Annotated in this window: 15 protein-coding genes and 1 pseudogene; 10 read left to right on the top strand and 6 right to left on the bottom strand. The window is 72.2% G+C overall.

From position 1 onward, the window contains the following. Positions 1 to 9: 9 nt before the first annotated feature. Positions 10 to 2,028: an adenylate/guanylate cyclase domain-containing protein gene (locus tag MYMAC_RS24230; RefSeq protein WP_095959806.1), complete on the top strand. Its 2,019-nt coding sequence runs from the start codon at positions 10 to 12 to the stop codon at positions 2,026 to 2,028. Positions 2,029 to 2,702: 674 nt separating this feature from the next. Here the strand turns inward: MYMAC_RS24230 and MYMAC_RS24240 are convergent. Next, complete coding sequence (locus MYMAC_RS24240; protein ID WP_095959807.1) at positions 2,703 to 5,669, bottom strand: protein kinase domain-containing protein; 2,967 nt, start codon at positions 5,667 to 5,669, stop codon at positions 2,703 to 2,705. A gap of 9 nt (positions 5,670 to 5,678) precedes the next feature. Beyond that, positions 5,679 to 6,566 carry a sigma-70 family RNA polymerase sigma factor gene (locus MYMAC_RS24245; protein WP_095959808.1) on the bottom strand — a complete coding sequence of 296 codons (888 nt, stop codon included), beginning with the start codon at positions 6,564 to 6,566 and terminating at the stop codon, positions 5,679 to 5,681. Positions 6,567 to 6,715: 149 nt separating this feature from the next. On the opposite strand from MYMAC_RS24245, the gene MYMAC_RS24250 reads away from it, so the two are divergent. Then, positions 6,716 to 7,336, top strand: coding sequence for a hypothetical protein (locus tag MYMAC_RS24250; protein WP_013941482.1), 621 nt, complete (start codon positions 6,716 to 6,718; stop codon positions 7,334 to 7,336). A gap of 6 nt (positions 7,337 to 7,342) precedes the next feature. Here the strand turns inward: MYMAC_RS24250 and MYMAC_RS24255 are convergent, their stop codons facing one another. Next, entirely contained in the window at positions 7,343 to 8,269 is a 927-nt protein-coding gene (locus MYMAC_RS24255; protein WP_239988980.1) for an MBL fold metallo-hydrolase, read from the bottom strand. Positions 8,270 to 8,858: 589 nt separating this feature from the next. Here MYMAC_RS24255 and MYMAC_RS24260 point away from each other — a divergent pair. The 6 genes and pseudogenes from MYMAC_RS24260 to MYMAC_RS36955 all read left to right on the top strand — a co-directional run bounded on the left by MYMAC_RS24260 (position 8,859) and on the right by MYMAC_RS36955 (position 17,247). Further along, positions 8,859 to 13,253 (top strand): eCIS core domain-containing protein, encoded by a 4,395-nt coding sequence (locus MYMAC_RS24260; protein WP_157757541.1) that lies wholly within the window; start codon positions 8,859 to 8,861, stop codon positions 13,251 to 13,253. 2 nt (positions 13,254 to 13,255) lie between these two features. Then, on the top strand, positions 13,256 to 13,957 hold the full coding sequence (locus tag MYMAC_RS24265; RefSeq protein ID WP_095959811.1) for a hypothetical protein: 702 nt from the start codon (positions 13,256 to 13,258) through the stop codon (positions 13,955 to 13,957). Between the two features lie 7 nt (positions 13,958 to 13,964). Beyond that, complete coding sequence (locus tag MYMAC_RS24270) at positions 13,965 to 14,219, top strand: hypothetical protein (protein WP_095959812.1); 255 nt, start codon at positions 13,965 to 13,967, stop codon at positions 14,217 to 14,219. A gap of 466 nt (positions 14,220 to 14,685) precedes the next feature. Beyond that, positions 14,686 to 15,489, top strand: a pseudogene (locus MYMAC_RS38725) (discoidin domain-containing protein); the annotation flags it as partial. After that, positions 15,472 to 16,755: a discoidin domain-containing protein gene (locus MYMAC_RS38730; RefSeq protein WP_420810049.1), complete on the top strand. Its 1,284-nt coding sequence runs from the start codon at positions 15,472 to 15,474 to the stop codon at positions 16,753 to 16,755. The pseudogene MYMAC_RS38725 and the gene MYMAC_RS38730, both read left to right, overlap by 18 nt. 162 nt (positions 16,756 to 16,917) lie before the next feature. Next, entirely contained in the window at positions 16,918 to 17,247 is a 330-nt protein-coding gene (locus MYMAC_RS36955) for a hypothetical protein (protein ID WP_157757542.1), read from the top strand. Between the two features lie 80 nt (positions 17,248 to 17,327). Here the strand turns inward: MYMAC_RS36955 and MYMAC_RS24280 are convergent, their stop codons facing one another. After that, complete coding sequence (locus tag MYMAC_RS24280; RefSeq protein WP_170114763.1) at positions 17,328 to 18,716, bottom strand: carotenoid oxygenase family protein; 1,389 nt, start codon at positions 18,714 to 18,716, stop codon at positions 17,328 to 17,330. A 97-nt stretch (positions 18,717 to 18,813) separates the two neighbouring features. On the opposite strand from MYMAC_RS24280, the gene MYMAC_RS24285 reads away from it, so the two are divergent. Beyond that, on the top strand, positions 18,814 to 19,467 hold the full coding sequence (locus tag MYMAC_RS24285) for a TetR/AcrR family transcriptional regulator (protein ID WP_095959815.1): 654 nt from the start codon (positions 18,814 to 18,816) through the stop codon (positions 19,465 to 19,467). Between the two features lie 218 nt (positions 19,468 to 19,685). Beyond that, a complete protein-coding gene (locus MYMAC_RS24290) occupies positions 19,686 to 20,573 on the top strand; it encodes a hypothetical protein (RefSeq protein ID WP_095959816.1) in 888 nt (295 codons plus the stop codon). A 164-nt stretch (positions 20,574 to 20,737) separates the two neighbouring features. On the opposite strand, the gene MYMAC_RS24295 is transcribed toward MYMAC_RS24290, so the two are convergent. Together MYMAC_RS24295 and MYMAC_RS24300 are read right to left on the bottom strand one after the other, a co-directional pair. Then, the gene (locus MYMAC_RS24295; RefSeq protein ID WP_239988981.1) at positions 20,738 to 21,760 is read right to left on the bottom strand and encodes an EGF domain-containing protein; all 1,023 of its coding nucleotides are present in this window, start codon (positions 21,758 to 21,760) and stop codon (positions 20,738 to 20,740) included. A 307-nt stretch (positions 21,761 to 22,067) separates the two neighbouring features. After that, positions 22,068 to 26,999: a hypothetical protein gene (locus MYMAC_RS24300; RefSeq protein ID WP_239988982.1), complete on the bottom strand. Its 4,932-nt coding sequence runs from the start codon at positions 26,997 to 26,999 to the stop codon at positions 22,068 to 22,070.

Genomic DNA, 26,999 nt, shown 5'->3' on the forward strand with positions numbered 1-26,999 from the left:
GCGCTGCCCGTGACGCTCACCCAGAAGCTCATCCTCGCCTTCATGGCGCTCGCGGGCGCGGCGCTCGTCACCGCGCTGCTGCTCACAAACCTCGCCGTGGAGGCGGCGGCGAAGGAGAAGATCGCCAGTGATTTGGAGCGGACGCTGGAGGCCTTCGAGCAGCTCGCCCGCGCCAGCCAGGAGCGCATCCGCGACGTGGCCGAGGCGCGCACGCTGGACCGCTCCTTCAAGGAGATGTCGCTGTCGGTGAACTCGGTCGACGCCGAGGCGGGGCTGGGCGACGCGAGCTCGGAGACGACCGGCATCCTCAACGCCCGCGAGGTCATCGTCTCGGCGGACACCGAGGCCTTCGGCTGGAGCCGCGACGGCCCGCGGCCCTGGGCCTTCTTCAACGCCAGCGGGCGGCTCGTCTACACGCGCGCCGCGCCGGAGCAGTTGGGGGAAGAGCCGGTCCACCTCCCCCTGCTCGCCGCGGCGCTCCAGCGCGGTCCCACCTCCGCGCTCTGGTCCCCCGCGCAGCTCCGCGCCCTGCCCTTCGTCTTCGTTCCTCCGGAGGCGCTCCGGGAAGAGGACCTCCTGCTCGTCCACGCGCAGCCCGCCCACGACGCGCGGCGGAGCAAGGTGGGCGTGGTGCTGTCCGGCGAGTGGGTGCGGGACGTGCTGCTGCAAGAGCCCCTGGCGCCCCGGGCCCCCGGGCCCCACATGGGAGACACCCGGGCCCGCTTCGTCGTGCGCGCGGTGGACGGCGCCCTGGCCTCGCAGCTCCCCGTGGGCGCGCTCCTCGACGGCGCCGGCGCGCGCTCCGGCCAGGCCCACGACGTGTCCATTGAAGGCACGCACTACCTCGTGCGCGGGGGGGCGCTGAGCGGCGTGGATGGGCGCCGCATCGGCCAGGTGTTCGTCCTGCGGGACTTCGACGCGGAGATCACCCCCATCCTCCAGCGCTTCCAGCGCTGGCTCATCCCCACCGCCGTGGGCGTGGCGCTGCTCGCGCTGGCGGCGGCCGTCTTCATGGCGCGGAGCATGGCCTCGCCGTTGGTGCAGTTGGAGGCCGCGGCCGGCCGCGTGCGCCTGGGGGACCTCACCGTCGAGGTCCCCGTGCGCGGCTCGGACGAGGTGGGCCGGGTGGCGCAGTCCTTCAACGAGATGGTCAGCGGCCTGCGGCAGCGGGACCAGATAAAGGGCCTCTTCAAGCGCTACCTCGCCCCCCAGGTGGTGGACGAGCTCCTCAAGCACCCGGAGAAGGCCGCGCCGGGCGGCGAGCGGAAGATGCTCACCGTGCTGTTCAGCGACCTGGTGGGCTTCACCGCCATGAGCGAGCAGATGAGCCCGGAGGACCTCGTCGCCGTCCTCAACACCTACTTCGAGCAGGCCACCGGCGTGCTGACGGAGCACGGCGCGACGCTCGACAAGTTCATCGGCGACGCCATCATGTGCTTCTGGAACGCGCCGCTGCCGCAGGAGGACCATGCGGCGCGCGCGTGCCTCACCGCGCTGGAGCTGGTGGCGGCGGTGGAGCGGCTCGCCCCCGTGTTCGCCGCGCGGGGGCTGCCCCCACTGGACTGCCGCATCGGCATCAACACCGGGCCGGGCGTGGCCGGCAACATCGGCTCCAGCGCGGCCCAGGACTACACCGTCATCGGCGACACGGTGAACCTGGCCTCGCGCCTGGAGGGCGCGGCCAAGGTCTACGGCACCCGCACGCTGGTGGCCGAGGAGACCCTGGCCGCCGCCCGGGGCGTGGTGCTGGCGCGAGAGCTGGACCTGCTGCGCGTCAAGGGCAAGCAGCAGCCGGTCCGCGTCTTCGAGCTGGTGGGGCCGGCGGGCACGCCGCCTCCACCGCACCTGGCGCGCTTCGCCGAGGGGCTCGCGCTCTACCGGGCCCGCCGCTTCGCCGAGGCCCGCGCCGCGTTCCTCGCCTCGCCGGAGGACGTGCCTTCGGCACGGTTCGCCGCCAGGTGCGAGGCCCTGCTCACGGCGCCCCCTCCCGCGGATTGGGACGGCGTCTTCATCCTCGACAGCAAGTAGCGGCACCGTCCAACCGGCGCCTTCCTGGCCGCTGCATGAGGCGCCGCCCTCGCCTCCTCCTCGCCTGCTTCGAGGAGTGAATCAACCCCCAGCAGTGCGACCTCACGGCGCTGATGCGAGACGTGGCCGGGCGCTTCGACACCGAGGTGAAGCGCGCGGGCTGCGAGGTCCGCCTCCACACACCTGCGCCGGTGCGGGCGCCTGGGACAGCTGCAGGGCGGCGCGGCCCGTAGCGTCTGATTCAATGGTCAAGTCCCGAGTCGTGTGTAGTTGGTCGGGAGGGGGTTCGGGGGAGGGAGGCAACCCTTCCGTCTGCACCGGCCCCTGCTCCCAGGACACATCTCATGCGCAAGCTTGCATTCCCTGCCACCGTTGGAGCGGTGGCTGTCATCGGCGGAGCATGCTTCGCCACGTCGGGCTCGGCGACTCGGCCGGACGTGGCGCCACAGTCGGTCGCGGCCGCGCTTCCCACGCTCGGGGTCGAGGGTTCGAATCCCTTCCGCCGCTCACTCATGAAGGCCGGTCGTTCTTGAGGAAACTCGGGACCACCGGCCTTCGTCTTTCCGGGCCTCGGGGCGCCTTGCAGCAAGGGTGCGGCAAACGGCGCGAAGCCAGTCCCACACGATGCCCGCCTATCCAAAGAGCCGCTCGTGGGGGGCAGCAATCGCGCGCATTCAGCGTCGCTGCTCGCCGTGACGGGCGAGCCACTGCTCCAGCTCCTTCCGGAGCCTGGGGCCCTCAGGGGACGTGTCCTCCACCTGCCCGAGCGCCTCGGTGGCCAGTCGCAGGGCACGGGGCCTGTCTGTGGCCGACCGCCACAGCGCCTGGGCCAGGAAGAAGCGCGCCGCGGCTTCGAACGTGGGCGGGAGTTGCAGTCCCTGCTTCCCGTTGACCAGCCGTGCAAGCGGAGCCACGGCCTCCCGCGCGCGGCCCAGTTTCAGGTACGTCTTGCCCAGCACCATCAGGCTCGGCGCCCACTGGCCGTGCAGGTCCTCCGACAGCGCGGTCTGGATGGCGGCCGCGCGCTCCAGGTGGGGCACGGCCTCGTCGCAGCGGCCTTGCCGGCACAGCGCATCGCTCAGCTCATGCAGCATGGGGACGAGTGTCGGGTGCTCCGGGCCCAGCCTGCGCTCCAGGTCGGCGATGGCGCGCGTGGCGTGCTGGATGGACTCCGGCAGGCGCCCCGCATCGTTGAGCGCGCTGGCCAGGTTGTTGACGATGACCGCCGTGCGGGCCGTCTCCGGGCCGGCGCGAGAGCCGACGAGGCGCAGCGCCCGCTCGAACACGGGCACCACCTCCTCCGAGGGGCGGCGCTGGACGAGCCGCGACACGCCCAGCGTGTTGAGCGCGCCGCCCACCTCCGGGTGGTCCGGGCCGAGCGCGCGCTCCAGCCGGCCGACAGCGTCGGCGGCCAGCCGCTCCGCGTCCCCGGGCTCGCGTTGGTACCAGCGCACCTCGGCCAGCGACGCCAGCGCCTGCGCCACCTCCGGGTGCTCCGGCCCCAACACCTTCTCCCGCAGCGCGAGCGCGCGCCGCACCAACGCCAGCGCTTCATCCTCCTGCTGTTGCGCCACCCGCGACTCGCTCCACGCGAGGAGCACGTCCGTCACCGCGAGGCTCTCCGGGCCCACGGTGCGCTCCAGCAACGCCAGCGCCTGCCGATACCTCGCGTCCGCGTCGGCGGGGCGGCCCTGCGCGGCGAGGATGCGCCCCACGTTGGTGTGCAGCCGCGCGCGCAGCACGTCGTCCCCGCCCAGCCGGGCGATGGCGGCCTCCGCGCGCTCGCGCCAACGGTGCGCCAGCGCGTACTGCTCCATCCGCTCGCCGGACAGCCGCACCGCCAGCGTCCACGCGCGCGCCGCCACGTCGTCGTGGTGCCCGGACTCGGCGACGCTCAGCGCGTCGAAGACGGCGGCCTCCGCACCTTTATAGTCTCCCGTCTGCTCGCGCAGCTCGGCCAGGGCCAGCAGGGCATCGGCGCCACTCGCGGAAGCCCCCGCCGCGCGCGCGGCGTCGACCGCGGGCTGAAGCACCGCGAGCCCTTCCGAGTAGCGGCCCGAGGTTCCCAGCGCCCGCGCCCGGGTCAGCGCCGCGCGCAGCGTGTCCGCGCGCTGGCGGGAGGCCGCGTCTGGGGCTTCCTCCGGCGTGGACATCACCGCCACGTCCGCGCAGCTCGCGGGCGAGGGCAGCGCCTCCACCGCGCGCATCGCCCGGCCGACGACGTCCGCGTCCGCCTGGGCCAGCACCTGGGTGAGGGCGGCCACCTCCGCCAGCCGGCGGTCCAGACAGCGCAGCCGCTTCGCCATCACCTCCTCGGACTGCTCGCCGCGCACCCGCGTCGCCCGGCAGGTGGCCCCATGCGTCGTGCGCCACGCCGAGGTGTAGGCGTCCAGGGCGCGCCGCACCCGGGGCCACGCCTCCATCGCGAAGGGCCGCCCCGTGCCGAGGAAGGCCGCCTCCACCTGCTGCTCCCGGGGCCCGTCCCAGATGCCCGCGAGCACGGCCTCGGCGGCGCCGTCACAGGCCCGGGCCCGGTGCGAGTGCAGCGCGTGGGTGCCGCCCACCGCGCCCAACAACACCGTCAGCCCCGCGCCCCACCCCAGCCACCTCCGGCGCCGCGCCGCGGGGTCCGCCACCAGCGCGGCCAGCAGCGCGTCGAGCGAGACGTGGCGCTCGGCGGGGTCCACCCGCAGCCCCTTGCGCACCACGCCGTCCAGCCAGGGCGGCACGTCCGAGCCCCGGGGCACGGGACGCACCCGGCCCGCGCGCACCTCCGCCGCCAGCGCCTCCACCGTGCTCCCGGCGAAGGGCCGCTCCCGGTACAGCCCTTCATGGAGCGCCGCGCAGAAGCTGAACTGGTCGCTGCGCGCATCCACGCGGCCGGTGCCGGAGAGCTGCTCGGGCGCCATGTAGGCCGGCGTGCCGCCCAGGTGTCGGGGCGCCTCGGCCTCCGGGCCCACGGGGACGCGGGCGAGGCCGAAGTCGGTGACGCGCACGCGCCCGTCGCGGCCCACCAGCACGTTCTCGGGCTTGAAGTCCCCGTGCACCAGCCCCGCGGCGTGCGCGGCGGCCAGGCCCCGCCCCGCTTCGACGAAGATGTCACGCACCTGCCGCCAGGAGCGCGGCGCGGCGCGCAGCCACTGGCGCAGCGTCTGGGACTCCACGTACTCCATGGCGAGGAACACCTGCCCGCCGAAGGTGCCCACGTCGTAGACGGCCACCACATGCGGGTGGGCGACGCGGGCCATGGCCTGGGCCTCGCGCAGCAGGTGGGCACGGCCCGCCTCCGCGTCCAGCCCGAGCGCCGCCTCGCGCAGCAGCTTGAGCGCGACGCGGCGGTCCAGCTCCGGGTCATAGGCGAGGTAGACGACGCCCATGCCGCCCGTGCCCAGCCGCTCCAGCACGAGGTACCGCCCCACCTCGGTGCCCTTCGCCAGCAAGGTGCCAGGGGCTGGCGGGGCACGGGGCTCGGAGGGCACCAGGGAGTCCTCTCGCAACGGAGGCGCTGCCTGGAGGGCCTCGGCCACCAGGAGCCGGCAGTCGGGACAGGCATCCAGGTGCGCGTCCACCTCCGCGGCGCGGGCGGGAGGCAGGCCGCCAGTGGCCAGCGCCAGGAAGGTGGCTTCGTCGAGGCAGGCCATGGCGCGCCTTCAGTCCACGTGCGCGCGCAGCAGCCGGCCGAGGCTGACGTCGAGCTGGCTGGAGATGAGGCGCAGGATGCTGTCGAGCTGCGAGCCGGTGAGGCGAAGCTGCTCGGAGAGCCGCCGCCGCGTGGCCTCCACGAGCGCGTCCTGGGCCGCCCGGACGTAGCGCGCGGCGCTGGAGCGGTGCACGCCATAGAGGGCGCCAAGCTGGTCGATGCTCAGCCCGTCCAGGTACTTCAGGCGCAGGAGGTTGCGCTCCCGCGCGCCGAGCGTGTCGAGGGCCTGGGCGAACGCGGCGTTGAACTCGGCGCGGTACGTCGTCTTGAGGTACGCCAGCTCCGGGTCGTCGCCGGGCTCGACGAGCAGGGCGAGGCCCGAGTCATCCGAGCGCACCCGGCCCGCCCGCTGGCGCACCAAATCCCTCGCGAGCCACAGCGCGGCGGCGCGCACCCAGCCGGCGAGCGGACCGGTGCCGGGGTACGCGGCGAGCCTCGCGGGGATGTCCTCGGTGGAGACGAGCATCCGCTCCCGCACCCGCTGGCGCAGCTCGTCGAGGGCGAGCGGGTCCAGCTTCATGCGGCTCACGGCCACGTACACCTCCGGGAGGAGGTGGGCCTCGAAGGCCGCGAGCGCGGCCGGCACGCGCTCGGCGCAGGCACAGGCGAGGTAGAGACCTCCCAACTCCAGCCGCTCCAGCGCCTCCACCGGCGCGTCGGAGGCCAGGTGCCGCGCGAGGTGCGCGACGAAGCGCGCCCCGTCGAGTTCCACCCCGGGCCACGCAGCGCGGGCCGTGGCCAGCGCCCGCGCGAGCCGGGCCTCCAACCCGGGCAGGGGCTCCGGGGGGGACGCTCCCTCACGAGCGGCGAGGAAGGCGGAAGCGAGGACTGACGTCATGACACCGGCCTCCAGAAGACAGGGACCTCCCGCAACCTCCGCACGTCTCCGGAAAATCCCGGGAAAAGAAGGCTGAGACATCTGCCGGGTGCCCGCGTTCTGCCCAAGCCCCGCGCAATGGCTGCGCTGGCATGGAAGGGACACACACGATGAACATCCTGTTTGGCAAGGCGGCGCTGTCCGCCGCGACGATGGCCCTGGGCGGACTGACGCTGGCTCCCGCGGATGCGCTGGCGATGGAGGAGCACTGCGAGGAGGAGACGCACACGCTCGCCGCCAGCGGCTACACCCCGACGGAGTACACCCTCAACAACGGTGTCACCTGGGCCCCCGCCTACTCGGTGGCGCCCTGGTCCGGGTGGTCCGTCATCCCTGGCACCACGTACATCAACTACCGCACCGACTCCAGCGGCTACGACCAGACCTGGGCCCGCTACCGGACGACGTTTGACGTGCCGGAGGTGCCGAACGGCTGGAGCCTCGACTGGCACCGGCTGACCGTGGAGTACAACGCGGACAATGCGGCGCAGGGCTTCATCGACGGCGGCAACAACTTCTCCAGCCACCAGATCGCGGAAGACGTGAGCTACTTCCAGGGCGCGCCGAACGTGTACGAGCAGCGGTTCCTCCTCGACTTCGGGCCCCACACGCTGGAGTTCAACGTCTTCAACTTCTCCGGCCCCACGGGGCTCGACTTCAAGGTCTCCTACCGGCGGCGCATCTGCGTGCCGTGCATCGGCCCGGGCCGCCTCGACTGCCCCCCGCTGTAGCAGTCGTCACGGCGCCGCACTCGCGGAGGAGGGCATGGCCGCCTGCCGTGCCCACTCCGCGCCGAGGAGCAGCCGCAGGAAGTGGGGAAACTCACGCTCCGGATGGCGGTGGACCACCGCGTCCATGATTCGCGTGAAGGCCTCCTGCGTGTACGCGCCCCGCGGCTGCTCCGCGGCGACGGCGTCAATGACGGCGCGGAGGTACTCGCGCTGCTGGTCGATGAGCTCGGGCCCACCGGGGCGCCCTCGGCCCGGGTGGACCCATTTCGGCTTCAGCGCGCGCAGCTCGTCCAGGCGTTGGAGCCACGCCTCGGTGTGACCGTTGTCGAACCAACTGTGGCTGCCATGGGCCACGAGGTCGCCCACGAACAGGTGCCCCTCCCACTCGACGGCGACGTGGGCTGGGCTGCACCCGGCTCCGAGCACGTGCGCCTTCACGGTGACGCCGCCCGCGCTCAACTCCGTGGTGCCGCGACCGAAGCTGTCGGGCAGCGTGAGCGTGCGCGGGTAGAGGGAGGTGGCGTACTTCTCAAAGAAGACGGGCCACCAGCGCTCATGCGTCTCGGGGATGCGGGCGAGCACCTGCTCCGACGTGACGACAGGGACGCCGAGGCCCTTCACCCACGCCGTGCCGTTGAAGCGGTCCGGACTCGGATGCAGGACGATGGCCAGCTTCACCTTCTTGCCCGTCTTGTTCTCGGCGAAGCGAAGCTTCTTTCGAAGCGCGGTGGGGACGAGCTGCGTGTCGATGAGGATGAGCCCCTCGGGGCCTTCAATCCAATACGACGCCGTCTTGAAGGACCACTGCCCCGAGATGTACTCGCCGACCCGTTCGTCGCCCTGCTCCTGAGCGGAGCTGGAAAACCAGTGGCCGTCCTCGGCGGTTCTTGGAGCGGCACAGGCGAGCCCGAGCACGGCAACGAGCGACGTCACGATGGCGGATTTCATGGGACGGAATGGCCGAGGCAGTGAGCGTGGGGCCGTGACGTTACTCCGTGCCGTACCCATCTTCAGATGCGTCGATGTCGCCCATGCGGGCAACGGGACATGAGTGGACCCGGCTGGAATCGCCACGAGGTGTCCATCTTCGCGTCACGGGCGCCTCGGGTCCCGCCTCACCACGCCATGCGCGCCGGACCGCCCTCGTGGGTAGGGGCGCCCCACCCGCCCGTGGGCCGACGCGCGGACGAAGGCTCGCGCACCCCTCATCATGGGCAGCCACGTCTGGAACATCCCGCCCGTGTGGGATTGACGCGGCCAGCGCTTCGGGCGTTTCCTGACGAACTGCAGGCGGGGACAACGCGACACGCACCAGGGGGACTGTGCCGTGGATTTCGCTCGCGCCAAGAAGCCAGAGGTGAGGTCCGCGTCCCGGGATGCCAGGGCGCGCAGGTCGCAGCCGGAGACCGGCGGCACGGACACGGGTGTGCCGCTCTTCCTGCGCGGACCGCGGGAGCCGGCGTCAATGATTGGCGGGGCGCCAGCACTCACGGACGCGGAGGCTCCCGCCGAAAGCCTCCCCTTGTACCTCCGCGGAGCGATGGGGGCCGGGGTGGGGACGCAGGCGGTGCCACCGGTGCAGGCCAGGCTGGCGGTCGCGCCCGCGACGAGCGCGTTGGAGGAGCAGGCGGACCAGGTGGCTCGCGCCGCGTCGGCGCCCGCCTCCAGTACCCCGTCGTCCGCGACGCCGCCTCGCCCACCCGCGACGCCCAATCGCCTCACGGGCACCTCGGGCGAGCCGCTGAGCCCCCGGGTCCGCGAGCGCGTCGAGCCGGTCGTCGGACGCGACCTCTCCGACGTGCGCGTCCACCAGGCCTCCGACGACCGCGCCGCCGCGGAGAGCATCCGGGCCCGGGCCTTCACCCACAAGGAGCACGTCTTCCTGGGCCGGGGCGAGAGCCCCGAGGACGTGGAGTTGCTCGCCCACGAGATGACCCACGTCGTCCAGCAGACCGAGGGAGACGCGCCCCCGGTGCAGCGCAAGCCGGCCGACTACCGCCAACCCGAGGACGGCATGGGGCCCGCCACCCGGATGCGGGCGCGCATCGACGAGGAGCTCGCGGACGAGGACGTCCCAGACGAGCGGCCCGACATCGACCGTGGCGACGTCACGTCCAGGAGCCACCGGCTCCAGCCCCAGGCGCGCCCGGACGTGGACAGGGCGGCCCAGGAGCGACCGGGTGTCCAGGCCGCGGCGACCGAGACGGCGCAGAAGGTCGACGCGCCGGCCCAGGCCGAGGGCGAGGGCGAAGGCGGCAAGCGCAAGGAGGGCGAGGCGGAGGGGCGCGAGGCGGCGGGAGACGCGGAGCAGTCCGCGGCGCAGGAGGCCTTCTCCACGGCGGCGGCCGAACTCCAACCCCAGGTGCCCACGCCGGTCGCGCCGGTGCCCCAGGTCGCGCCGGTGGATGCGGGGGGACAGGCGCTGCGGCCGGTCGAGAACGCGGACGCGGCCATCACGGAGATCGCCGAGGCCACCCAGGGCATGCGCGACGAGGGCACGGGCCTCCAGGAGGTCGCGTCCACCGAGCGCGCCAACGCGCGCATCCTCGAGGGCAACATCCACCTGGTCCGCAAGGGCGTCGCGCAGTCGGACCTCGGCGTCACCACGTCGCAGGGCCACGCGGCGTACCGGCGCACCGTCCTGGAGCAGGGGCGCGCCGCCCTGGGCGTGTCGCGCCAGAAGACCGCGTGGGTGGCGGAGCAGGCGCCGCAACACCTGGGCAAGGCGGACGAGGGCCGCGAGGACTCCGAGGGAATGGCCGAGGAGGCCTCCTCGCTGTCGGCCGAGAGCGAGGCCAACACGCCCGACGACGCCGACGCCGCGGAGAAGGCCGGCGAGCAGCGCGGGGAAATCAACCGGGCGGGCGGCGACGTCAACAACCTGGACCGCGCGTTCTCCGGTGGTCAGGAGCGGGCGCGCGGACTGTCGGCCGACGCGGAGCAGGCCGCGGGGCTCAACACGCGGGCCGAGGAGAAGCTCACCGAGAGCACCAGCGTGCTCCAGCGCACGGACGAGAAGCTGGCGCAGATGCGCGAGCAGACCGACGGGGCCCGCGCCCAGGTCGAGGCGCTCGCCGAGCGGCCCGGGGAGATGGTCGCCCAGGCGGACGAGACCGAGGCCGAGGGGCGCTCGGTGGTCGAGCAGTCGTTCGCCGTCGAGGAGCGGCTGCGCGAGGAGCAGGACACCCACCGCGCGAACGCGGCGGCCATCCCGGAGGAGACGCCCGAGGAGCGCGCGCTGCGCGAGGCGGAGGGAATCGAGGCGCCGCGCCTCGAGACGCAGCCCCCCGTGCAGCCCGCGCCCGCGCAACCCGAGGAGGGAGCGCCGCCGCCAGTCGCCGACGGAGGGAAGGCCGCCGCCGGTGCGCACGAGCGCGCTCCGGCCGAGGAGGCGCAGGAAGGCGGGGCCCAGGCGGCGATGCAGCAGGCCCAGGCCACCGCGGCGGAAGGGGGCGAGCTGCCGCCCATCGCGCCACGGCCTCCCACCGACGGGGGCGCGGAGACGGTGGTGCAGCGCCAGCCCCAGGCCGGCTACGAGGACCGGTGGAGCGTCGACCCGGCGGGGGACATCGCCAGCCACATTCCGCAACTGCTCGGCGGCTCGGCTCCGGCCGAGGGCGAGCAACGGGTGAGCCGCGAGGAGCTCGAGGCGCGGGAGCAGGAGCGGCGCAGGACGGAGGTGCTCGAAATCCAGGACATGGCGGGCAAGCCATTCGAGCAGACCAGCGCCTGGGAGCGGCGGCGCATCGCCCTGCGCATGGCGGGGCGGCACCTGTGGTCGGGGCTCACGAGCATCCGCTGGCCGGGCTGGGGCGCGCTGGCGCTCGGGCTGGTGAACCCGGTGACGCCGCTGCTGGGCGTGGTGTCGGGCTTCGGGATGATTGCCTCGGGCGCGGCGAACCTGGTCAACATCCAGGCCTGGCAGCGCGACCCCATTGGCAACCTGCTCAAGATCGCCGCGGACATCGCGACGGGCCTCACCATCATCCTGGGCTCCATCACCGCGCTGGCGGCGGTCATCGCCGCGCTGTGCACGGCGCTCATCCTGGTCAGCTTCGGCTTCCTCGGACCCGCGCTGGGCCCGGTGGTGGCCTTCTGCGCCAGCGTCATGGTGACGACGGGGGGGTGGACCATCGCGGTCGGCAAGTGGGCGCTGCTCCTGCAGTTCCTCGGCTTCCTCAAGAACCTCTACGAGGCGGGCGTCGCCCGGAACGCCGAGGAGCTCCAGCGCTCGTCGGACCGGATGTCGAGCGACGTCTCCGCCGCGGGCAACGTCGTGCTGCAGATGGGCATGGCGAAGCTGGCCCAGGTGGGCGGCCGGGGGATGCAGCGGAGCATCGTCCGGGCCGGTGGAGGCGCGCGCTGGGGAGGCGGGCTGACCACGCGTCTGGGAACGGCGGTGCGCGGCGCGGGGCGGGGCCTGTCGCGGGGAGGCAACTTCGCGAGGATGGGCGCGGCCGTGCGGCGAGGCGTGTCCCAGGTCCCCGGCGCGGTGGGACGCGGCGTCCGGAGCATCGGGGCCGGCATCCGCAACATGCCGACGCAGGCGGCCGCGGCGGCGAGGGCGCTGCCGGGCGTCATCCGCGCGCCGGCGCAGAGCCTGCGTCGCGGGTTCGGCTGGGGGATGTCACGCAACTACCTGGTGGGCCGGGGCGTGGCGCCCGGCCTCGCGGGCCTGCGCGCGGCGGGGGCGGAGGGCGCGCTGCTCGCCCAGCTCGAGGCCGGCGGCCTGAGCGCGTCGGCCGCCCAGCACGCCCTGCGGGTGTGGGAGCGCGAGGGCCTCGAGCTGCTGCTCGCGGAGGGGCTGACCGCCGCGGAGATCCACCTCCTCACCCAGGCCTCCCAGGCCACCCTGCGGAAGCTGATGCTGGAGTTCTCCAGCCGCGAGCTCGCGAACCTGGCGGCGGCGGTGGGGGTCCAGGGGCTGGAGACCCTGGCGATCCTCGAGGCCTCCACGCTGCGCCGCCTGCTGGCGGGGCTCCCCCCACGGAGCGTCCTGCAGCTTGTCACGACGCTGCCCCGGGAGGTGCTGGAGCGCCTGGTCTCGGGCGGGATGGCGCCCGCGCGAATCGCGCACCTCGCGGGGGCGCTGCCACCCGACGTGTTGAACCGGCTCGCCTTCGAGCTGACGGCCCTCGAGCTGGACCGCGTGGTCAACGAGCTGGGCGAGGCGCTCGTCTCGAGAATGGGCATCCCGGGCGGACTGACGAGCGCCGAGCTGACGGAGCTCGCCGACGTGGTCGCCCGGACCCGCGCCATCCCGAACATCCAGGGGATGGACGACTGGCTCACCTTCGAGGCCAGGCATGGTCCCGCGCACGCGAGGGATGCGATCGCCGAGCTGCGTGAAGCGCAGCGCCTGGCCCGGGAGAGCCCGGGGTCCATCGTCAACATCGGCGGCGACGAGAACCCGCCGATGCGCAACCCGACCGACCCGATGCGGTCGTTCGACATCAACATGGAGGACGCGGCGACCGGCGCCGAGCGGAACATCGAGGTCACCACGGCGCGGGGCACGCCCAACACGCCCACGGAGGGTTATGTCACGGACTCCCCGGACCTCACCGCGGGCGTCCAGCACGCCGGTGACAAGGCGGCCAGCCGCATCGCGGATGGAAGGCCCATCGGCGGCGACCGGGAGGCGGTGATTCGCGTGCGGTTCTACCAGGGCCAGACGCAGGTGGGCCGTGGCGGGCGCGGGGGCACCATCACCTATGACGGGACCGGCACCTACAGCCACCAACCGCCTCACCCCTCCGCACCACCACGGGTGCGAAACATCCTCTCCGACTTCGAGAGCGCCCTGCCGAACATCCGCAACAATCATCTCCTCGAGCGGGTCCGCCTGGTGGACTTCGATGGCAACGTGATTGCGGAGTACGCTCGCGGGCAAGGTGGCTGGATGAGGGTGCGGTGACCATGGAAATCGACGGATTTGTCATCAAGTTTCCCGGCCATTCCTTCCGCTTCCGGAACGTCATGGCTGAAGCCGATGCCTCTGGCTTCGCGACGGCCCTGGATGCCGTCGACGTGCTGCGCGTCTGCGGATGGGAGCCGCTCTCCGCGGAGGCCGTCCTGACGTGCGTATCCCCGGAGAGCGCGGAGGACGTCAGCCCCGCCAGGCCCCACTGGCTGCTGGCTCGCGCCGAGGTCCCTCCCGGCACCATCGTCCAGGCGACGAGGCTCGACCCCGTCCACGCGCGAGCGGAGCACCTGTCCCGCCCCACGCTCGAGGGCTGGCTCTCCAGCGCGCTCGCGGACTGCGGCTGTGCGGAGCGCGACGGGGAGCCGGAGTGGAGGGAGCTTCGCTTCGATGCCTGCCGGGCCTGGAGCGGGCCCCGCGACTGGCGTGGAACCCAGGACGTGGCGCGGCTCCGAACCGATGAGGGGATGCTCACGGTGCCTTTGGAGCGCGACGAGCAGGGCACCTGGCTCAGCGGGCCGCGGGCCCCCGTCTCAGACCAGCCTCCACTGACAGTCCTCCTCCTGCAACGCTGGGAGACGCTCACGCTCGGCATCTCCGTGAACTACAGCTACTGGCTCCAGGACGACGAGCCGGCCGCGGTCCGCTTCAAGGCAGCGCTGGCCCGGCTGGAGGAGCTGGGTTGGGAACGGGGATGATGCGCTGATGCCAGTCGAGCGCGACCGTCATGGCCGGTTCCAGGTAGGCCTCTTCGGCCTGCCACGCTGGGCGCTCCTCCTCGGCGCCCTGGCCATGACGGGCCTTGTCGTCGCGGCGGCCCGGTTCGTGGAGCCCCACCCCGTGAGCCCGCCGTGGCTCGCGGACGCCATCCACCTGGGTGGCTGGCTCTACCTGGCGCTGGTCCTCATCGCGGTGACGAGCTGGCTCGTCCGCAGGTGGAAGCGGAATCGAGGCGAGTGACCGCCTCTCCTTCCTCTCCGCTGACGGGGACGCCCCCTCGCCTCCTCCCCTGCTTGGGGGTGGCCCTGTCGAAGCACGGCCGCAACAATGGTGAGAATTTCCAGCGGGATTGAGAGGGATTGCCGCACGCCTGTCTGCAGGGCGAGCTCGATAATCCCTCAAGGAATGGCCATGGGAATACCATTTCAGGTGAAAGGGTATTCGCGCCCGCAACACCGCTAACGAGTCGTAAACACCGCCGGTCCTGACGGAAGCGAGACGCCCAGCACGAGGCGTGGGTCGCTGACGGGGCGCGGACCTGCGGTCTGGAAGCCAACGCGCCGCTGGGGGACCGCGGCGCGCCGGTCCGGCACCGTCCGCCCGGTGAGTCGTGGTTTCTGGTGGTCTCACCTGAGGTATCAACTTGAATCCACACCACAGGACCTCATCCCGGGGGGGATGGCTGCACCTGCGCGAGCCTGCCCGTGTGCTCGCGCTGTCTGCCCTTGCGCTCGCGACGCCCGCGCTAGCCGCCGGGGGCTTTACCTCCGTCACCGCCAGTGGGGATGACGGCAACGTCCCCTCCAACGCCATCGACGGCGACCCCACCACGCGCTGGTCCAGCGACGGCGTGGGAGAATGGCTCACCGGCGACTTGGGCGCGGTGAAATCACTCAGCGCCGTGGACATCTCCTGGCACCGTGGCGACGAGCGCGTCAATCGCTTCGTCATCTCCACCTCCACGGACGGAACGAACTTCACGCAGGTGCACTCCGGCAGCTCGTCTGGCAACACCGCCGCGCCGGAGCGCTACGCGTTCTCCGCGGTGGACGCGCGCTACGTGCGCATCACCGTGAACGGCAGCACGATGAACACCTGGGCCAGCATCGCGGAGCTGGCGGCCGTCGCCGACGGCGCGAACCCGCCCGCCACCCTCCCCGAGCGGTTCACCTCCGTCGCCGCCAGCGGAGATGACGGCAACGTCCCCGCCAACGCCATCGACGGTGACCCCGCCACGCGCTGGTCCAGCGACGGCGTGGGGCAGTGGATTACGGGCGACCTGGGCACCGTGGCGCAGTTGGACGCCGTGGACATCGGCTGGCACCGTGGCGACGAGCGCGTCAACAACTTCGTCATCTCCACCTCCACGGACGGTACGAACTTCACGCAGGTGCACTCCGGCAAGTCGTCCGGCAACACCGCCGCGCTGGAGCGCTACACGTTCTCCCCGGTGAGCGCGCGCTACGTGCGCGTCACCGTGAACGGCAGCTCGATGAACACCTGGGCCAGCATCGCGGAGCTGAAGCCCGGCACCGGCTCGACCCCGCCCACCACCCCGCCCGACGACACCCCCGAGCGCTTCTCCTCCGTCGCCGCCAGCGGAGATGACGGCAACGTCCCCGCCAACGCCATCGACGGTGACCCCGCCACGCGCTGGTCCAGCGACGGCGTGGGGCAGTGGATTACCGGCGACCTGGGCACCGTGGCGCAGTTGGGCGCCGTGGACATCGGCTGGCACCGTGGCGACGAGCGCATCAACAACTTCGTCATCTCCACCTCCACGGACGGCACGGCCTTCGCGCAGGTGCACTCCGGCAGGTCGTCCGGCAACACCTCCGCGCTGGAGCGCTATTCGTTCTCCCCGGTGAACGCGCGCTACGTGCGCGTCACCGTGAACGGCAGCTCGATGAACACCTGGGCCAGCATCGCGGAGCTGAAGCCCGGCACCGGCTCGGCCCCGCCCACCGACCCGCCCACCAACCCGCCTGGCGAGCAGGGCCAGGACAAGTTCGGCGTGACGATGCTCTACCCGACCCGGTCGGGCGGCGAGCAGTGGTTCCTGGCGGACAACGCGACGTCCGACAAGCGCTTCGACCCGCAGAACACCATCACGCGCAACTCGGACGGCTCCTGGAAGATGAGGAACAGCAAGGTGCGCATGTCCGTGTTCACCTCCACGGGCTACAGCGCGTCCAAGATTCCGACGTATGACCGGGACGTGCTGGCCAGCCGGGGCTACATGCAGGCGGCGAACGACTGGCGGAACATCGAGATGACCGGCTTCATCAAGGTCAACTCCGTGTCCGACGTGTCGGACAACTTCGCGTGGTACGCGCGAGGCGGCAAGCACAACGACAACCACTCCGGGTGCGAGGGCAGCAGCTACAAGGGCTCGCTGCACTATGACGGCCGCGTGCGCTGGCAGAAGGAGACGTGGCACGTCTCCTACGACCAGTCGTCCTACAAGTCCGGCACGTCCGCGCTGCGGGGCCGCTGGGTGGGCTTCAAGTCGGTGATGCGCAACACCCGGGTCAACGGCAAGGAGGCCGTGCGCCTGGAGATGTACCTCAACGAGAACGCCGACAAGAAGACCTGGAAGAAGGTCTACGACATGGTGGACTCGGGGAACTGGGGTGGTGACGCCAGCCACTGCGGCGGCGCCGTGAATGCCATGCCCATCACCTGGGGTGGCCCCATCGCCGTGTTCCGCTGGGACAGCGCCAACGACGTGGACTTCAAGTGGCTGTCCGTGCGCGAAATCTCGCCGGAGCAGTGAGCCGCTGACAGCAGTCCCCGCCCGCCCCGGTGCGCCCTCCCTGGAGCGCCGGGGCGTGGCGGAGCGCCACGCGAACTCCCCTGAAAAATCGCCAAGCGAAGGTTCCCACGAGGGGTCGTTCAAGAGGGCGCGGGACGACCTCGCATCAGGGTGCATGCCCCCATGCACCTGCTGGGGTCCTGGATGCGCCGCGCCCTCGGCGGTGGGAGGGCACGGGCCATTGCTCAACACGTGAGTGCCTTCCGCGCAAGGCCGCGAGAGCCGGCTCATGGGGAGTCGCTCGAAGCGATTTCAGCGAAGGAGAGACACATCTCCGGCAACGGCGTGATCATCCAGATTACCGTCGGCAGCACCGTCTCCTCGGTGTTCCAGGGCGCGGGCACCCACGCCCAGTACAGCCTGGGCACCGCTGGCGTGTCGACCCGGCGTCGGCTCGACATCACGAATGCCTCCGGCGACAGCTTCCACGTGGGTTGCCGCTGGGGCGTCTGAGGTCGTGAGTCGTTGATTCACGAACCGGGCTGCCGCCGGTGGACTCCTTCGGCGGCGGCTTTCTCCACCCACTCGGACCTCTACGGTGAAGCGGCGCCCTCCCCCGCGAAGCTGCCGTGGAAGGTCACCGGGATGGTCTGGTCGAAGTGCACGGTCGCCAGCGGGCCATCATCCAGGTGCTGGCCATCGAGCACGGCGACATAGGAGTGCTCCGTCTTCGCGTCGTACACGAGGTCGAGCACGAACGCGGAGTCCTGCGCCGCCCCTCGCGGGACGAGCACGGGCTCGGTGGGAAGCTGTCCGTCTGGCAGGACCCACTCCGTGTTCACGCCTCGCTCAAGGTCCATGCGCGTCACGCCGTGGATGCTCCGGTCCGGTCCGTGCCGCTCGGTTTGCGCGAACAGCATGCTGTACCGCGCGCCGTGGAGCCGCGGATGCACCTGTGGAAAATCACAGGGGATGTCGCAGAGCCGGGCTTCGTGCGCCGCGCCGGACTTCAGGTCGAGCTTCACGCGCGTGAGCAGCGGAAGCGGCCCCACCGACTCGAGCTCTCCAATCTCCCCGAGCGAAAACGTCGGGTAGCGGCAGAGGTCGACGCAGGGCCCCCGCGCGTCCTCGAACGCGTTGGCGAAGTGCCAGGTCCAGAAGGGAGCGAGCTCGAACGTCCGAGGCGAATCCATGGCATCCAGGGGCACGACGATGAGCCGGGCGCCGAGCTCGGGCTTCCATTGAAAGAGCTGGGTGACATCCCCCAGGCCCAGCATCGCGCGCAGGAGGTTCAGCTTCACCGGGCCCACGTAGAGGATGAGGTGCCGCTCCGTCGCCATGAAGTCATGCACCATGCTGTGCCAGGGCGCCTCCACGGTGCCGAGCTTCGACGGCTCGCCCGCGTCCGGCAGCGCGTACAGGTCAATCTCCATCTTCCGGCCGTAGCGCACGCCGAAGTTGAACGTCGTCCGGAGCGAAGCGACGCGGTGGGGGTGCGCGGAGAAGGCGCCAGACACGACGCCCAGGTCCGTGGACGCGAGCGTCTCCAGCGTGGCGGGGTCCATCTCCTGGAGGAGGCTGTTCTCCATCAGCGCGAAGAGCCGGTTCTTCCACAAGAACGTCGACGTGTTCCCCGTCGACTTCGACAAGCCCTTGCGGACGAGGCGCATCCGGTCGAGCCACGACGCCGCGGAGCTGTAGAGGAAGCGCCCCGCCGCCTGCTCCTCCCGGTAACCGGCGCTCTCGACGATACGGCTCGCGCCCCATGCGCCGCTCCCGTCGAAGCGCACCGCCGTCACGGCGCCGTCGGCCTCGAACGCGTGCGGGATGCGCTGGCCGAAGCGCTCGAACAGGCCCGGACCGGCGCGAAACAACGTCCCCCGCAGGGACTCGGGGAGCCGCCCCTCGACCCGCAGCGGCTCGAAGCCATGCGGACGAGAGAGGGACCGCAACAGAGGACTCACCGGCTTCTCGCTTCGCATCCCTTGGCTCCCAGGCGTCTGGCCCTGCGTCACGGGCAAAGTAAGTTACCATTACTTACTTTGCAACATCCCCCATCCCCTCTACCCTGCCCCGCGGATGGCCACGAAGACGCGAGCACGCCCGTACCACCACGGGGACCTCAAGCGCGCCCTGCTGGACGCGAGCATCGAACTCATTCGCGAGGAAGGCGTGGAGGCGCTCACCGTCGCCGAAATCGGCCGCCGCGTGGGCGTTTCGTCCGCCGCGCCCTACAAGCACTTCGCGGACCGCCAGGCGCTGCTGCGCGCGCTCGCGAGGGAAGGAAACCGGCGACTGGGCGAGGCCCTCATCGCCGGTGTCGGCGGGACGCTCGACCCGCAGGAGGCCTTCCGCCGCTCGGGTATCGCTTTCATCCGGTGGGCCGCGGAGAACCCGGCCCTGTACCGCATCGCCACGGACCCGGCGTACATCGACTACGCGTCAACGGATTCGGAAGCCGAGGTGCCCGACGCCCTCAAGGGCTCGATGGACACGTTCTGGCCGGAGCTGGGAGCGCTGGTGCGCTCGGGCAGCGCGCTTTCCGCCTCCCATCCCCTGATGGAGCAGCTACGAGGTCGCGCGCTCGCGCACGGCCTGGCGAGCCTGTTCGTCAGCGGCGCCTTGGCGTCCCTTGGAGTCGCGACCTCGGACGCGGAGCGGCTTGCCCGCGCCGTCATCGGTGAGGACGTCCCGGCCACGACACGCCGGGGCAGGCCTCCGCGCACCCGGTGAGCGCCGCAGGCCCACCGACAGTGGGACGCCGGGCACCGCGCATCCCCGGCGCCAGGAGATGGGCCTGTCGAAGCCGCTGAGCGGTTCCGCAGCAACGCCACGCCGCCACGGCGAAATCGTTCCCCGCCACGCAACTCCGTGCGCACACGGAAGGACAATTCCTACAAAAGCACGAAGGAACGCACCTCGTGCTTCATTGACCTGGGGGGGTCAACATCATGGGCAACATCACGAAGGTGACGACGACGTTGTTGAAGCAGGGCGCGCGGGGAGCCAGCCGGGCCGGCACCCATGGGCCGACCGCTCGCGTGCCGCGGCAGCCGGTCGCCCACCATTCCACCACGGCGAAGACGCCGTCCCAGCTCGCCAGCGAGGTGCGGGCGCGGAACAACAGCCTGGACCTGATGAGCGACATCATGGAGGCGATGGACCGCCGCGATGGCGGCAACAACGCGAGCATGCCGCGCCTCAAGCCGGATGTGCCGCTGTCGCGCCGTGAGAACTTCGCCTTCGACGCCGTCCAGCCGGGATACGGCACCCCGAAGTCCGCCATCGACACGAGCGGCAAGCTCCAGCCCGCGGGCGACAGCCCCACCATCACCGCCGCCGACCACGTCGATGGTGAGAAGTCCGTCAAGGCGAAGACGCCGTACACGTCCTTCAGCGGTCCTCCGGTGGGCGTGGACGGCAAGGCCACGGGCCCCCTGGTCGACAACCCGCTCTACGGCAAGGACCGCATCGTCACCAACCCCGCCAAGGACCTGCTGGGCGGCGCGGTGTTGGATCAGTTCGACATCCAGCGGGACCTCCGGACAAGCACCCGGCCCGGCTTCGACGAGACCGCAGTGCTTCGCTCCGAGCCGCGTCCGCAGCCGCTCTGGCGGCCCACCGAGGAGGAGCGCGCCATCATGCCCCAAGTCGGCGTGGACCCCGAGAAGCCCACCTTCACCTTCCGCGAACGCGCGATGGTGAACTCGGCTCGGGACAACGAGTACCTGCTCAAGGGCACCATCCACGAGTTCGACTTCTTCAAGGGCCTGCCGGACGGCTCGCTCAAGCCCCTCTCCAAGCAAGAGGTGATTGACGAGGCGCTGAAGAAGCTCTGAGCTCCGCCGTCCCTCGCGGCGCCCTGTCGCGCCGCGAGGGCCCTGGGCCCATCAGCTCAACGCTTCCTTCACGGCCCGCTGGGAGACGTGAAGGAAGCAACGGAGGACGCGGGCTCCGAGCGGCGTTCGCCACCCGGCGCGTCGCGCCGCGGCGCCGGGCCGGGCTACGGCAGGACGCAGGTGCCTTCCCAGCAGTGCTTGCTCACCGGGCAGACGACGCCGCAGGCGCCGCAGTTGTTCGGGTCCGACGACACGTTCACGCACTGCGCGCCGCACTGCACCTGGGGCGGCGTGCAGGCACCGCCCGCGCACTCGAAGCCACCCGGCGTGTTCACGCACTGCTGGCCCGGCAGGCACGTATCCGTCCCGTTCGCGCACTCGTCGATGTCCGTGCACGTGAAGCCATTGCCCGAATAGCCCGGGCGGCACGTGCAGACGTAGCTCCCGGGCGTGTTCGTGCACACCGCATTCACCGAGCACTGGGCGGTGCCGTTCGCGCACTCGTTGACGTCCTGGCAGATGCTGGGCTGCGTGCCCTGGCAACTGAAGCCCGGCTCCACCTGGCAGGTGCTGCCACAGCCATCCCCCTGCGCCCGGTTGCCGTCATCACATTGCTCCCCATGGCTCACGCGGCCATCGCCACACGTGGCGCCCGCGCCGCTGCCCGTGGCCTCCACCGCATCCAGGCTGTAAAGCGAGGCGACGCCACTGCGCAGGCGCACGTAGCGGTACGGCGTGGTGCTGCTGAAAGGCACCAGCGCGGAGTGAGTGCCCAGCCCCAGGTCCAGCAGGTTCGCCTGGCCCGTGCTGATGATGCTCATGTCCGCGCGCAGGAACTCAACCTTGGCAATCACCGCCAGCGACAGCCCCTGGTAGTAGATGCGCAGCGGCCCGGTGCCCTCTTCGCCCCTGCCCATGTCCAGGACCAGGGCGCCGCCCAGGAGCCCCACGAACGTGGCGACATTCCCATCCGGAGCGCCCACCGCGTTGTTCGGATTGAGGACGGCGACGACACCGCCCTGGACGACCGCGTTGGCGTACCGGTCACCCCCCATCGCCGACACCGCGTCCGGCGACTGCGCGCCCTCCACCGGCGCCGCTTCGGAACCCGGGGACTCCTGCTCGAGCTCGGGACCACACGCGCCCAGCATCCCGGACACAAGGACCGCGCTCAGCCATCGCCTCATGGGGGCCACTCGAATCACCTTCATTGTCTTGCTCCAATCCGCTTGGATTTGGGGATGACGGTCCGGCGCGCAGGACAGCCACACAGGATAGCCGCCGCAACAATGGACGCACGAGCTCCCGCTTCAGCTTCAATCACACGCACGCTGATTCCGAATCACGTGTGGCACTGGACAGGTTTTTCGCCAGGGTTCACCGTGACGAAAGACAGGAGACACCCACCCTGGACACGAAGGCGGAGTCCCCGGCCGTCTCTCGAAACAGGCTTCTCGGCTCTCGAAACTGGAGAGACGACGGCGGCGTGGCCGCTCAATCCCAGCCACGAAGCTGGACGCGGACCCGTTGCACGAGCAACTCCCACTCCCGACGCTTCAACGTCGTCAGGACGCGCCCGCCAATGAGCGTGAGTCCGGTGAGCGTCATCACCAGGAAGCCGACACGGTGGTCCCTCAAGCCGGCATCGAGCAGGGTGGCCGCGACGTCCAGGGTGAGGAACAGGGTGCCCAGCGCCAGGTATGCGCGAATCTGGAACACCATGCCCGCCACGACCCCCAATAGACACACCCCACCAAAGACAAGTGCATACATTCCGTCAGGAGACTGGCCCACCTGGACAGCCATGCGCGCCGCCGCGGGCACGTACAGCAGCAGCCCTCCGAGGATTCGCACCGTGTTGCGAGCGGCGTGCGGCAGGCTCTCCGAGAAGAGCTGCCCCAGCATCAGCAAGAGCAGGCCCAGGGGCGCCAGGTAGATTTCCAGGCCCTCCAGGCCGAGCGCCAGCGCCGCGATGAGCAACGCGAAGTTGCACGCCGCCGCGGCGAACGCGCCAAACACCCGGCTGCGCTCCACCGCGCCCAGCGTCGCGTACAGGAGCGCGGAGCCCCCCGCCAGCAGCGCCGCCTCCTGCGTCGCCTCGCCGGGCAACACCAGCGCCATGCCCAGGGGCAGCAGCGCCGCGAAGCGCCGGGTGGCCGCCTCCACGGGCTGTACACCCGCCCGGCGGGCCAGCACCGTCACCCCCACCAGGGTGAAGCCCAGGGCCAGCGCGAACAAGGCGTCGTGCTCGGCGCGCAACCCGGGTGCGTACAGGTTGCGCACCAGGGCGTAGACCCCCACCACCGCGGTCTGCACGAAGTAGACGTGCCGGCCCGTGTGTTGGCTCCAGGCGCAGTGCAGCGCCACACCGACCAGGAGGCCGATGGCGGCGATGGCCTGCACCAGCGCCTCCTCCGAGGCCTGGCCCGCCGTGGCCAGCGCCGCCAGCAGCCCCCCGCTCGCCACGAGCCACGCGTCGCGGCCCCAGGACAGGCCACCGGCGACGTCCGGCCGCCGCCCGCGCGTCCACTGCTGGGCGACATGCAGGGCCAGCACGCCCGCGGACGCCGCCAGGGCCAGGGCCGCGCCGTGGACGCCGAAGAGCGCGCCATATCGCGGCCACGGGCCGGTGAGGCTCGCGCGCATCGCGAGGAAGGCCATGAGCGAGGCCACGAAGGTGCCGCCCACCACCCAGGCCCCCAGCGCCGCGACGAGCGAGGCGAGCGTGCCCTTCCACTGGGCCGCGGCCACGAGCAGCGACGTGGCGATGAGCGCCAGCGTCACCGGCAGCGCGGGTGACACCATCCAGCTCCCGCCCAGGCTCGACATCAGCTCCGCCAGGAGGTTGAGGGCGGCGAGCGTCGACGACGGCGTGCCGTTCGTCGCCAGCGCATACGCGGCCCCAGCCAGCAAGTAGAGGACCATGGCCTGTTGGATGCGAACGCGCGCGGCGCTCTCGGGCAGGCCCCTGCGTCGGACGACCCGCGGCCCCACGGCCACCACCGCCAGCCCCACCAACGCGAGCAGCGGGCCGGGCCAGGCCTCGAAGCGGGCCGCGCGGTGGGCCAGGGCGTGGACCAGCAGGAGGATGCTCGCGCCCAGGACGCCACGCCCCTGCGCCCTGGCGCCGCCAAGGAAGAGCACCACGCCGGTGACGCAGACGAGGCCGGCCGCCGTGAGCCCCGGCTGGAACAGGGCCGCGAGGAAGACCACCCCCACGCTGATGACGGCGTGATGACGCAGGAGGGACTGGAAGCGCTCGGGCAACCCGCGGACGGAAGCCAGGGCGTAGACGAGCCCGGCGGCGGCGATGCCCGCGAAGGCCCGCTGCCACAGCAGGAACACGGTGTCCCCCGGCGCGAGCCACGCGTCCGGATGGAGCCAGTGGATGGACTCCGCGCCGACGCGCACCCACCCGTCACCGGGAACCCTGGGAGTCACGAGCCGGGGCCCGAGCAGCGACTGCCTGGCGGCCCAGAGCGCCGCGCCGGGCAGGCCGAGCCAGAGCCCGACGCTCGCGAGCCGCACCGAGCGCGCGGACACGGCGAGCAGCAGCATCAGCACCGAGGGGCCCAGCAACATCAGCGGCGGGATGATGGCCAGCGCGCGGGAAGGCCTGGGCAGTCCGACGAGGACCGCGCCCTTGAGGAGCACGCCCGCCAGGACCGCCACGCCCAGATGGGGGACCCAATGATAGTGCTTGCCGTGCCGGGGATTCTCCAGGCGCTCGGCGACCCAGGGCCCGAAGCGCCGGGTCGCCAGCGCGACGGCCCAAAGCGCGATGCCAACCAGCGGCTGCCGGAGGGCGACGACGTCCGGCGGCAGCGGCCGGCCCGCGCGGTTGACCAGGGCGGTGAGCGCGATGAGCCCGCCCAGCGACGCGAGCGTCACCACCGAGCCCCGCAGGTGCCAGGCCGCGAAGCCGCGCGACACGAAGGCCACCAGCGCGGTCAGGAGGAGCAACCCGGCCGCGAGCAGGCACGTGGCGCGCTCCGCGTCCGTGGGCCGGGCCAGCCAGCCGGCGAGCGTGAGCGCGGCGATGAGGGTCTGCAGCAGCGCCACCGTGGCGAAGCCATCCGTGAACAGCGACATCCCCCGTGCGCCGAGCGGCAGCCGGAAGAGGTCGAACAGCTTTCGTCCCTCATGTCCGGCCGGAGGCTCCGTGACCTCAGGCGGAGCGAGCGGGCGGCCGCGCAGCGCCGCGAAGACAGCGAAGCCCAGCGCCAGGGACGCGGCGACCAGGGCGGCGCGCGGGGACGTGAAGTCAGAGACGGTGCCCAGCGCCTGCGCCACCGCGAGCGCGAGCCCCGAGGCCGCGAGGAAGCCGACGAGCCTGCTTCCATCCCGCCGGACACGCAGCAGGAGCAACGCCGTGACTCCGGCCGTGGGAAGCGCGGCGAGCACGCCGCCTGGAAGGCCCGAAGCGGCCAGGAGCAGGTCCGGCGCCATGGGGGAGGCCTCCACGGCCAGCAGGACGCCCGCCCCGGCCAGCGCCAGCGAGAGGTCATCCAGCGGCAGCAGCCCATCCCCGCGGGAGGCGGGCCGGGCCCAGGCGCCTTGGACGAGCCCCGCGACCCCGTAGAGCCCGCTCGCGACCGCGAAGACGGCCAGCCGGCCCCAGCTCCCCTCCAACGCCGCCGTCCCCTCGATGAAGGCGAGCGCGCCGAAGAGGAGCCCCACGCCGCCCAGATAGTGCAGGCCCCGCCAGCGCCAGCCGCCGGCGACATGCGCGGCCCCGGCGATGACCAGTCCCGTCAGCACGGGCGCCCACGGAGCATCCGCGCCTCCCACCTGGCTCACCAGGGGCATGGCCGCCAGCGAGCCGACGATGCTCCAGGCGAGCAGGCGGATGCGCAGCCCCGGGAAGGCACTCCACCGCGCCAGGAGCATCAACCCCGAAGCCGCCACCGTGCCGCCGAACACCCACCAGGCGGGGGCTTCTGGCGCCTGCGTCCGCGCGAGCAAGGCGCCGGCGAGGAGCGCCGTCAGGACCATGAGGTGGACCAGCGCCCGCCTCCGTGGCTCCAGCAGGAAGAAGACACCCGCCGCGAGGAGCGGCGCCAACGCCGAGGCGAAGTCGACCTGGAGGTCACCTCCCGGGGCGACGGAGAACGCCCCCAACGCGCCCGCGAGCGCGGCGCTGGCGAGCACGGCGTAGGCCACGGTCTCCAGCACCGGACTGACGCGGGGATGGGCCTCGCGCGCCGAGTCTGTCGTCGCGGCCACGGCGATGACGGTGGCCAGGGCCTGGGCCCACAGCGTGAGCCCCGCGAACAGGGCGCTGCCCGGCTCCAGGGCGTCGAAGCCCGACGGCGCGCTCGCCACGCAGAAGACGGCGAGCCACAGCGCGCCATAGAGCGCGGCGCTCGCGCTGACCAGCACCGCGTTGCCCGACACCGCCTTGCGTGCCCGCCACACCGTGGCGCCCAGGGCCCCCACGCCCACCGTGGCGCAGAGCGCGCGCGGCCACGGCGCGTCCTCCAGCGCCATCAGCGGCAGGCCCGCGAGCAGGGAGGGAAGCAGCGCCCCCGCCAGCGCCGAGGCGGGGGTGCCATGCAACAGCCGCCCCGCCGACTTCAGCGGCACCAGGCCCAGCGCGGCGACTCCGAGCGCGACAGCGAGGCCCAGCCCGGCTGACAGCGCGAACAGCGAGGACAGCGCGATGAAGGCCACGGGGAGCAACGCGAGGCCGATGCCCGAGAGGACGCGGCCGACCGGCATGGAGCGCCGGGACAGGAACACCCCGAGCCCGATGAACGCCGCGTGGTAGCCCCACAGCGCGCCCGTGACGAGGAGCTGGCGCGGAATCCCGCCCAGCGCGCGCCAGGCCTCGCGCACGCCCATGAGCGAGCCCCCCAGCACCAGCACCGCGCCGAGGAACCACCAGATGAACTCCTGGAACCGCGGCGAGCCCTCCGGCCGGGCGTCGAGCGCCACGACGGCCTCGAGCCCTCCACCGAGCGGGCCCGACGAATCCCGGCTGAAGAACGCCTGACCGGAGTCCAGCGCCGCGCCCAGGTCGTCCTCGCCCGCCGCCCGGTCATTCGTGGCCACCCGGCGCCTGCGCGCCTTCTGCTCACGCTCCGCCTTCGCGGCTTCGTCCAGCGACCGCGCGAGCGCCGCGCCCCAGCCCCACAGCCGCCACCCTCCCCCGTCGCGGAGCGAGGCCGCGAGCCCATCCGCCCAGGCCTCCGCCCGGGTCGCCGCGTCCAAGGGAGGCACCGCCTCCGGTTCGGCGAGGCCCCCCGCGACGCGGAGTCCGGCCACGGGCGGCTCGGGGTGAAGCCCGTTCGCCTCGGGCGCCAGGGACGCAGCGAGCCGGGCCGCGGTGTCGACGTCGATGAGGGCGCTCGCCTGCCAGCCGTCGATGTGTCGCCGCAGACTTTCCTTTACGAGCGCGTCGAGATGCGGCTCGGTGACGGGCAC

Origin of the sequence: Corallococcus macrosporus DSM 14697 (genome assembly GCF_002305895.1) — a bacterium.
Taxonomy (GTDB): domain Bacteria; phylum Myxococcota; class Myxococcia; order Myxococcales; family Myxococcaceae; genus Myxococcus; species Myxococcus macrosporus.

Bases quoted from the DNA above. Each gene is read 5' to 3' on its own strand.
- MYMAC_RS24240 (WP_095959807.1), bottom strand. From the start codon at position 5,669: ATGGCCTGCCTCGACGAAGCCACCTTCCTGGCGCTGGCCACTGGCGGC.
- MYMAC_RS24245 (WP_095959808.1), bottom strand. From the start codon at position 6,566: ATGACGTCAGTCCTCGCTTCCGCCTTCCTCGCCGCTCGTGAGGGAGCG.
- MYMAC_RS24250 (WP_013941482.1), top strand. From the start codon at position 6,716: ATGAACATCCTGTTTGGCAAGGCGGCGCTGTCCGCCGCGACGATGGCC.
- MYMAC_RS24265 (WP_095959811.1), top strand. From the start codon at position 13,256: ATGGAAATCGACGGATTTGTCATCAAGTTTCCCGGCCATTCCTTCCGC.
- MYMAC_RS24270 (WP_095959812.1), top strand. From the start codon at position 13,965: ATGCCAGTCGAGCGCGACCGTCATGGCCGGTTCCAGGTAGGCCTCTTC.
- MYMAC_RS38730 (WP_420810049.1), top strand. From the start codon at position 15,472: ATGAACACCTGGGCCAGCATCGCGGAGCTGAAGCCCGGCACCGGCTCG.
- MYMAC_RS36955 (WP_157757542.1), top strand. From the start codon at position 16,918: ATGCACCTGCTGGGGTCCTGGATGCGCCGCGCCCTCGGCGGTGGGAGG.
- MYMAC_RS24280 (WP_170114763.1), bottom strand. From the start codon at position 18,716: ATGCGAAGCGAGAAGCCGGTGAGTCCTCTGTTGCGGTCCCTCTCTCGT.
- MYMAC_RS24285 (WP_095959815.1), top strand. From the start codon at position 18,814: ATGGCCACGAAGACGCGAGCACGCCCGTACCACCACGGGGACCTCAAG.
- MYMAC_RS24290 (WP_095959816.1), top strand. From the start codon at position 19,686: ATGGGCAACATCACGAAGGTGACGACGACGTTGTTGAAGCAGGGCGCG.
- MYMAC_RS24295 (WP_239988981.1), bottom strand. From the start codon at position 21,760: ATGAGGCGATGGCTGAGCGCGGTCCTTGTGTCCGGGATGCTGGGCGCG.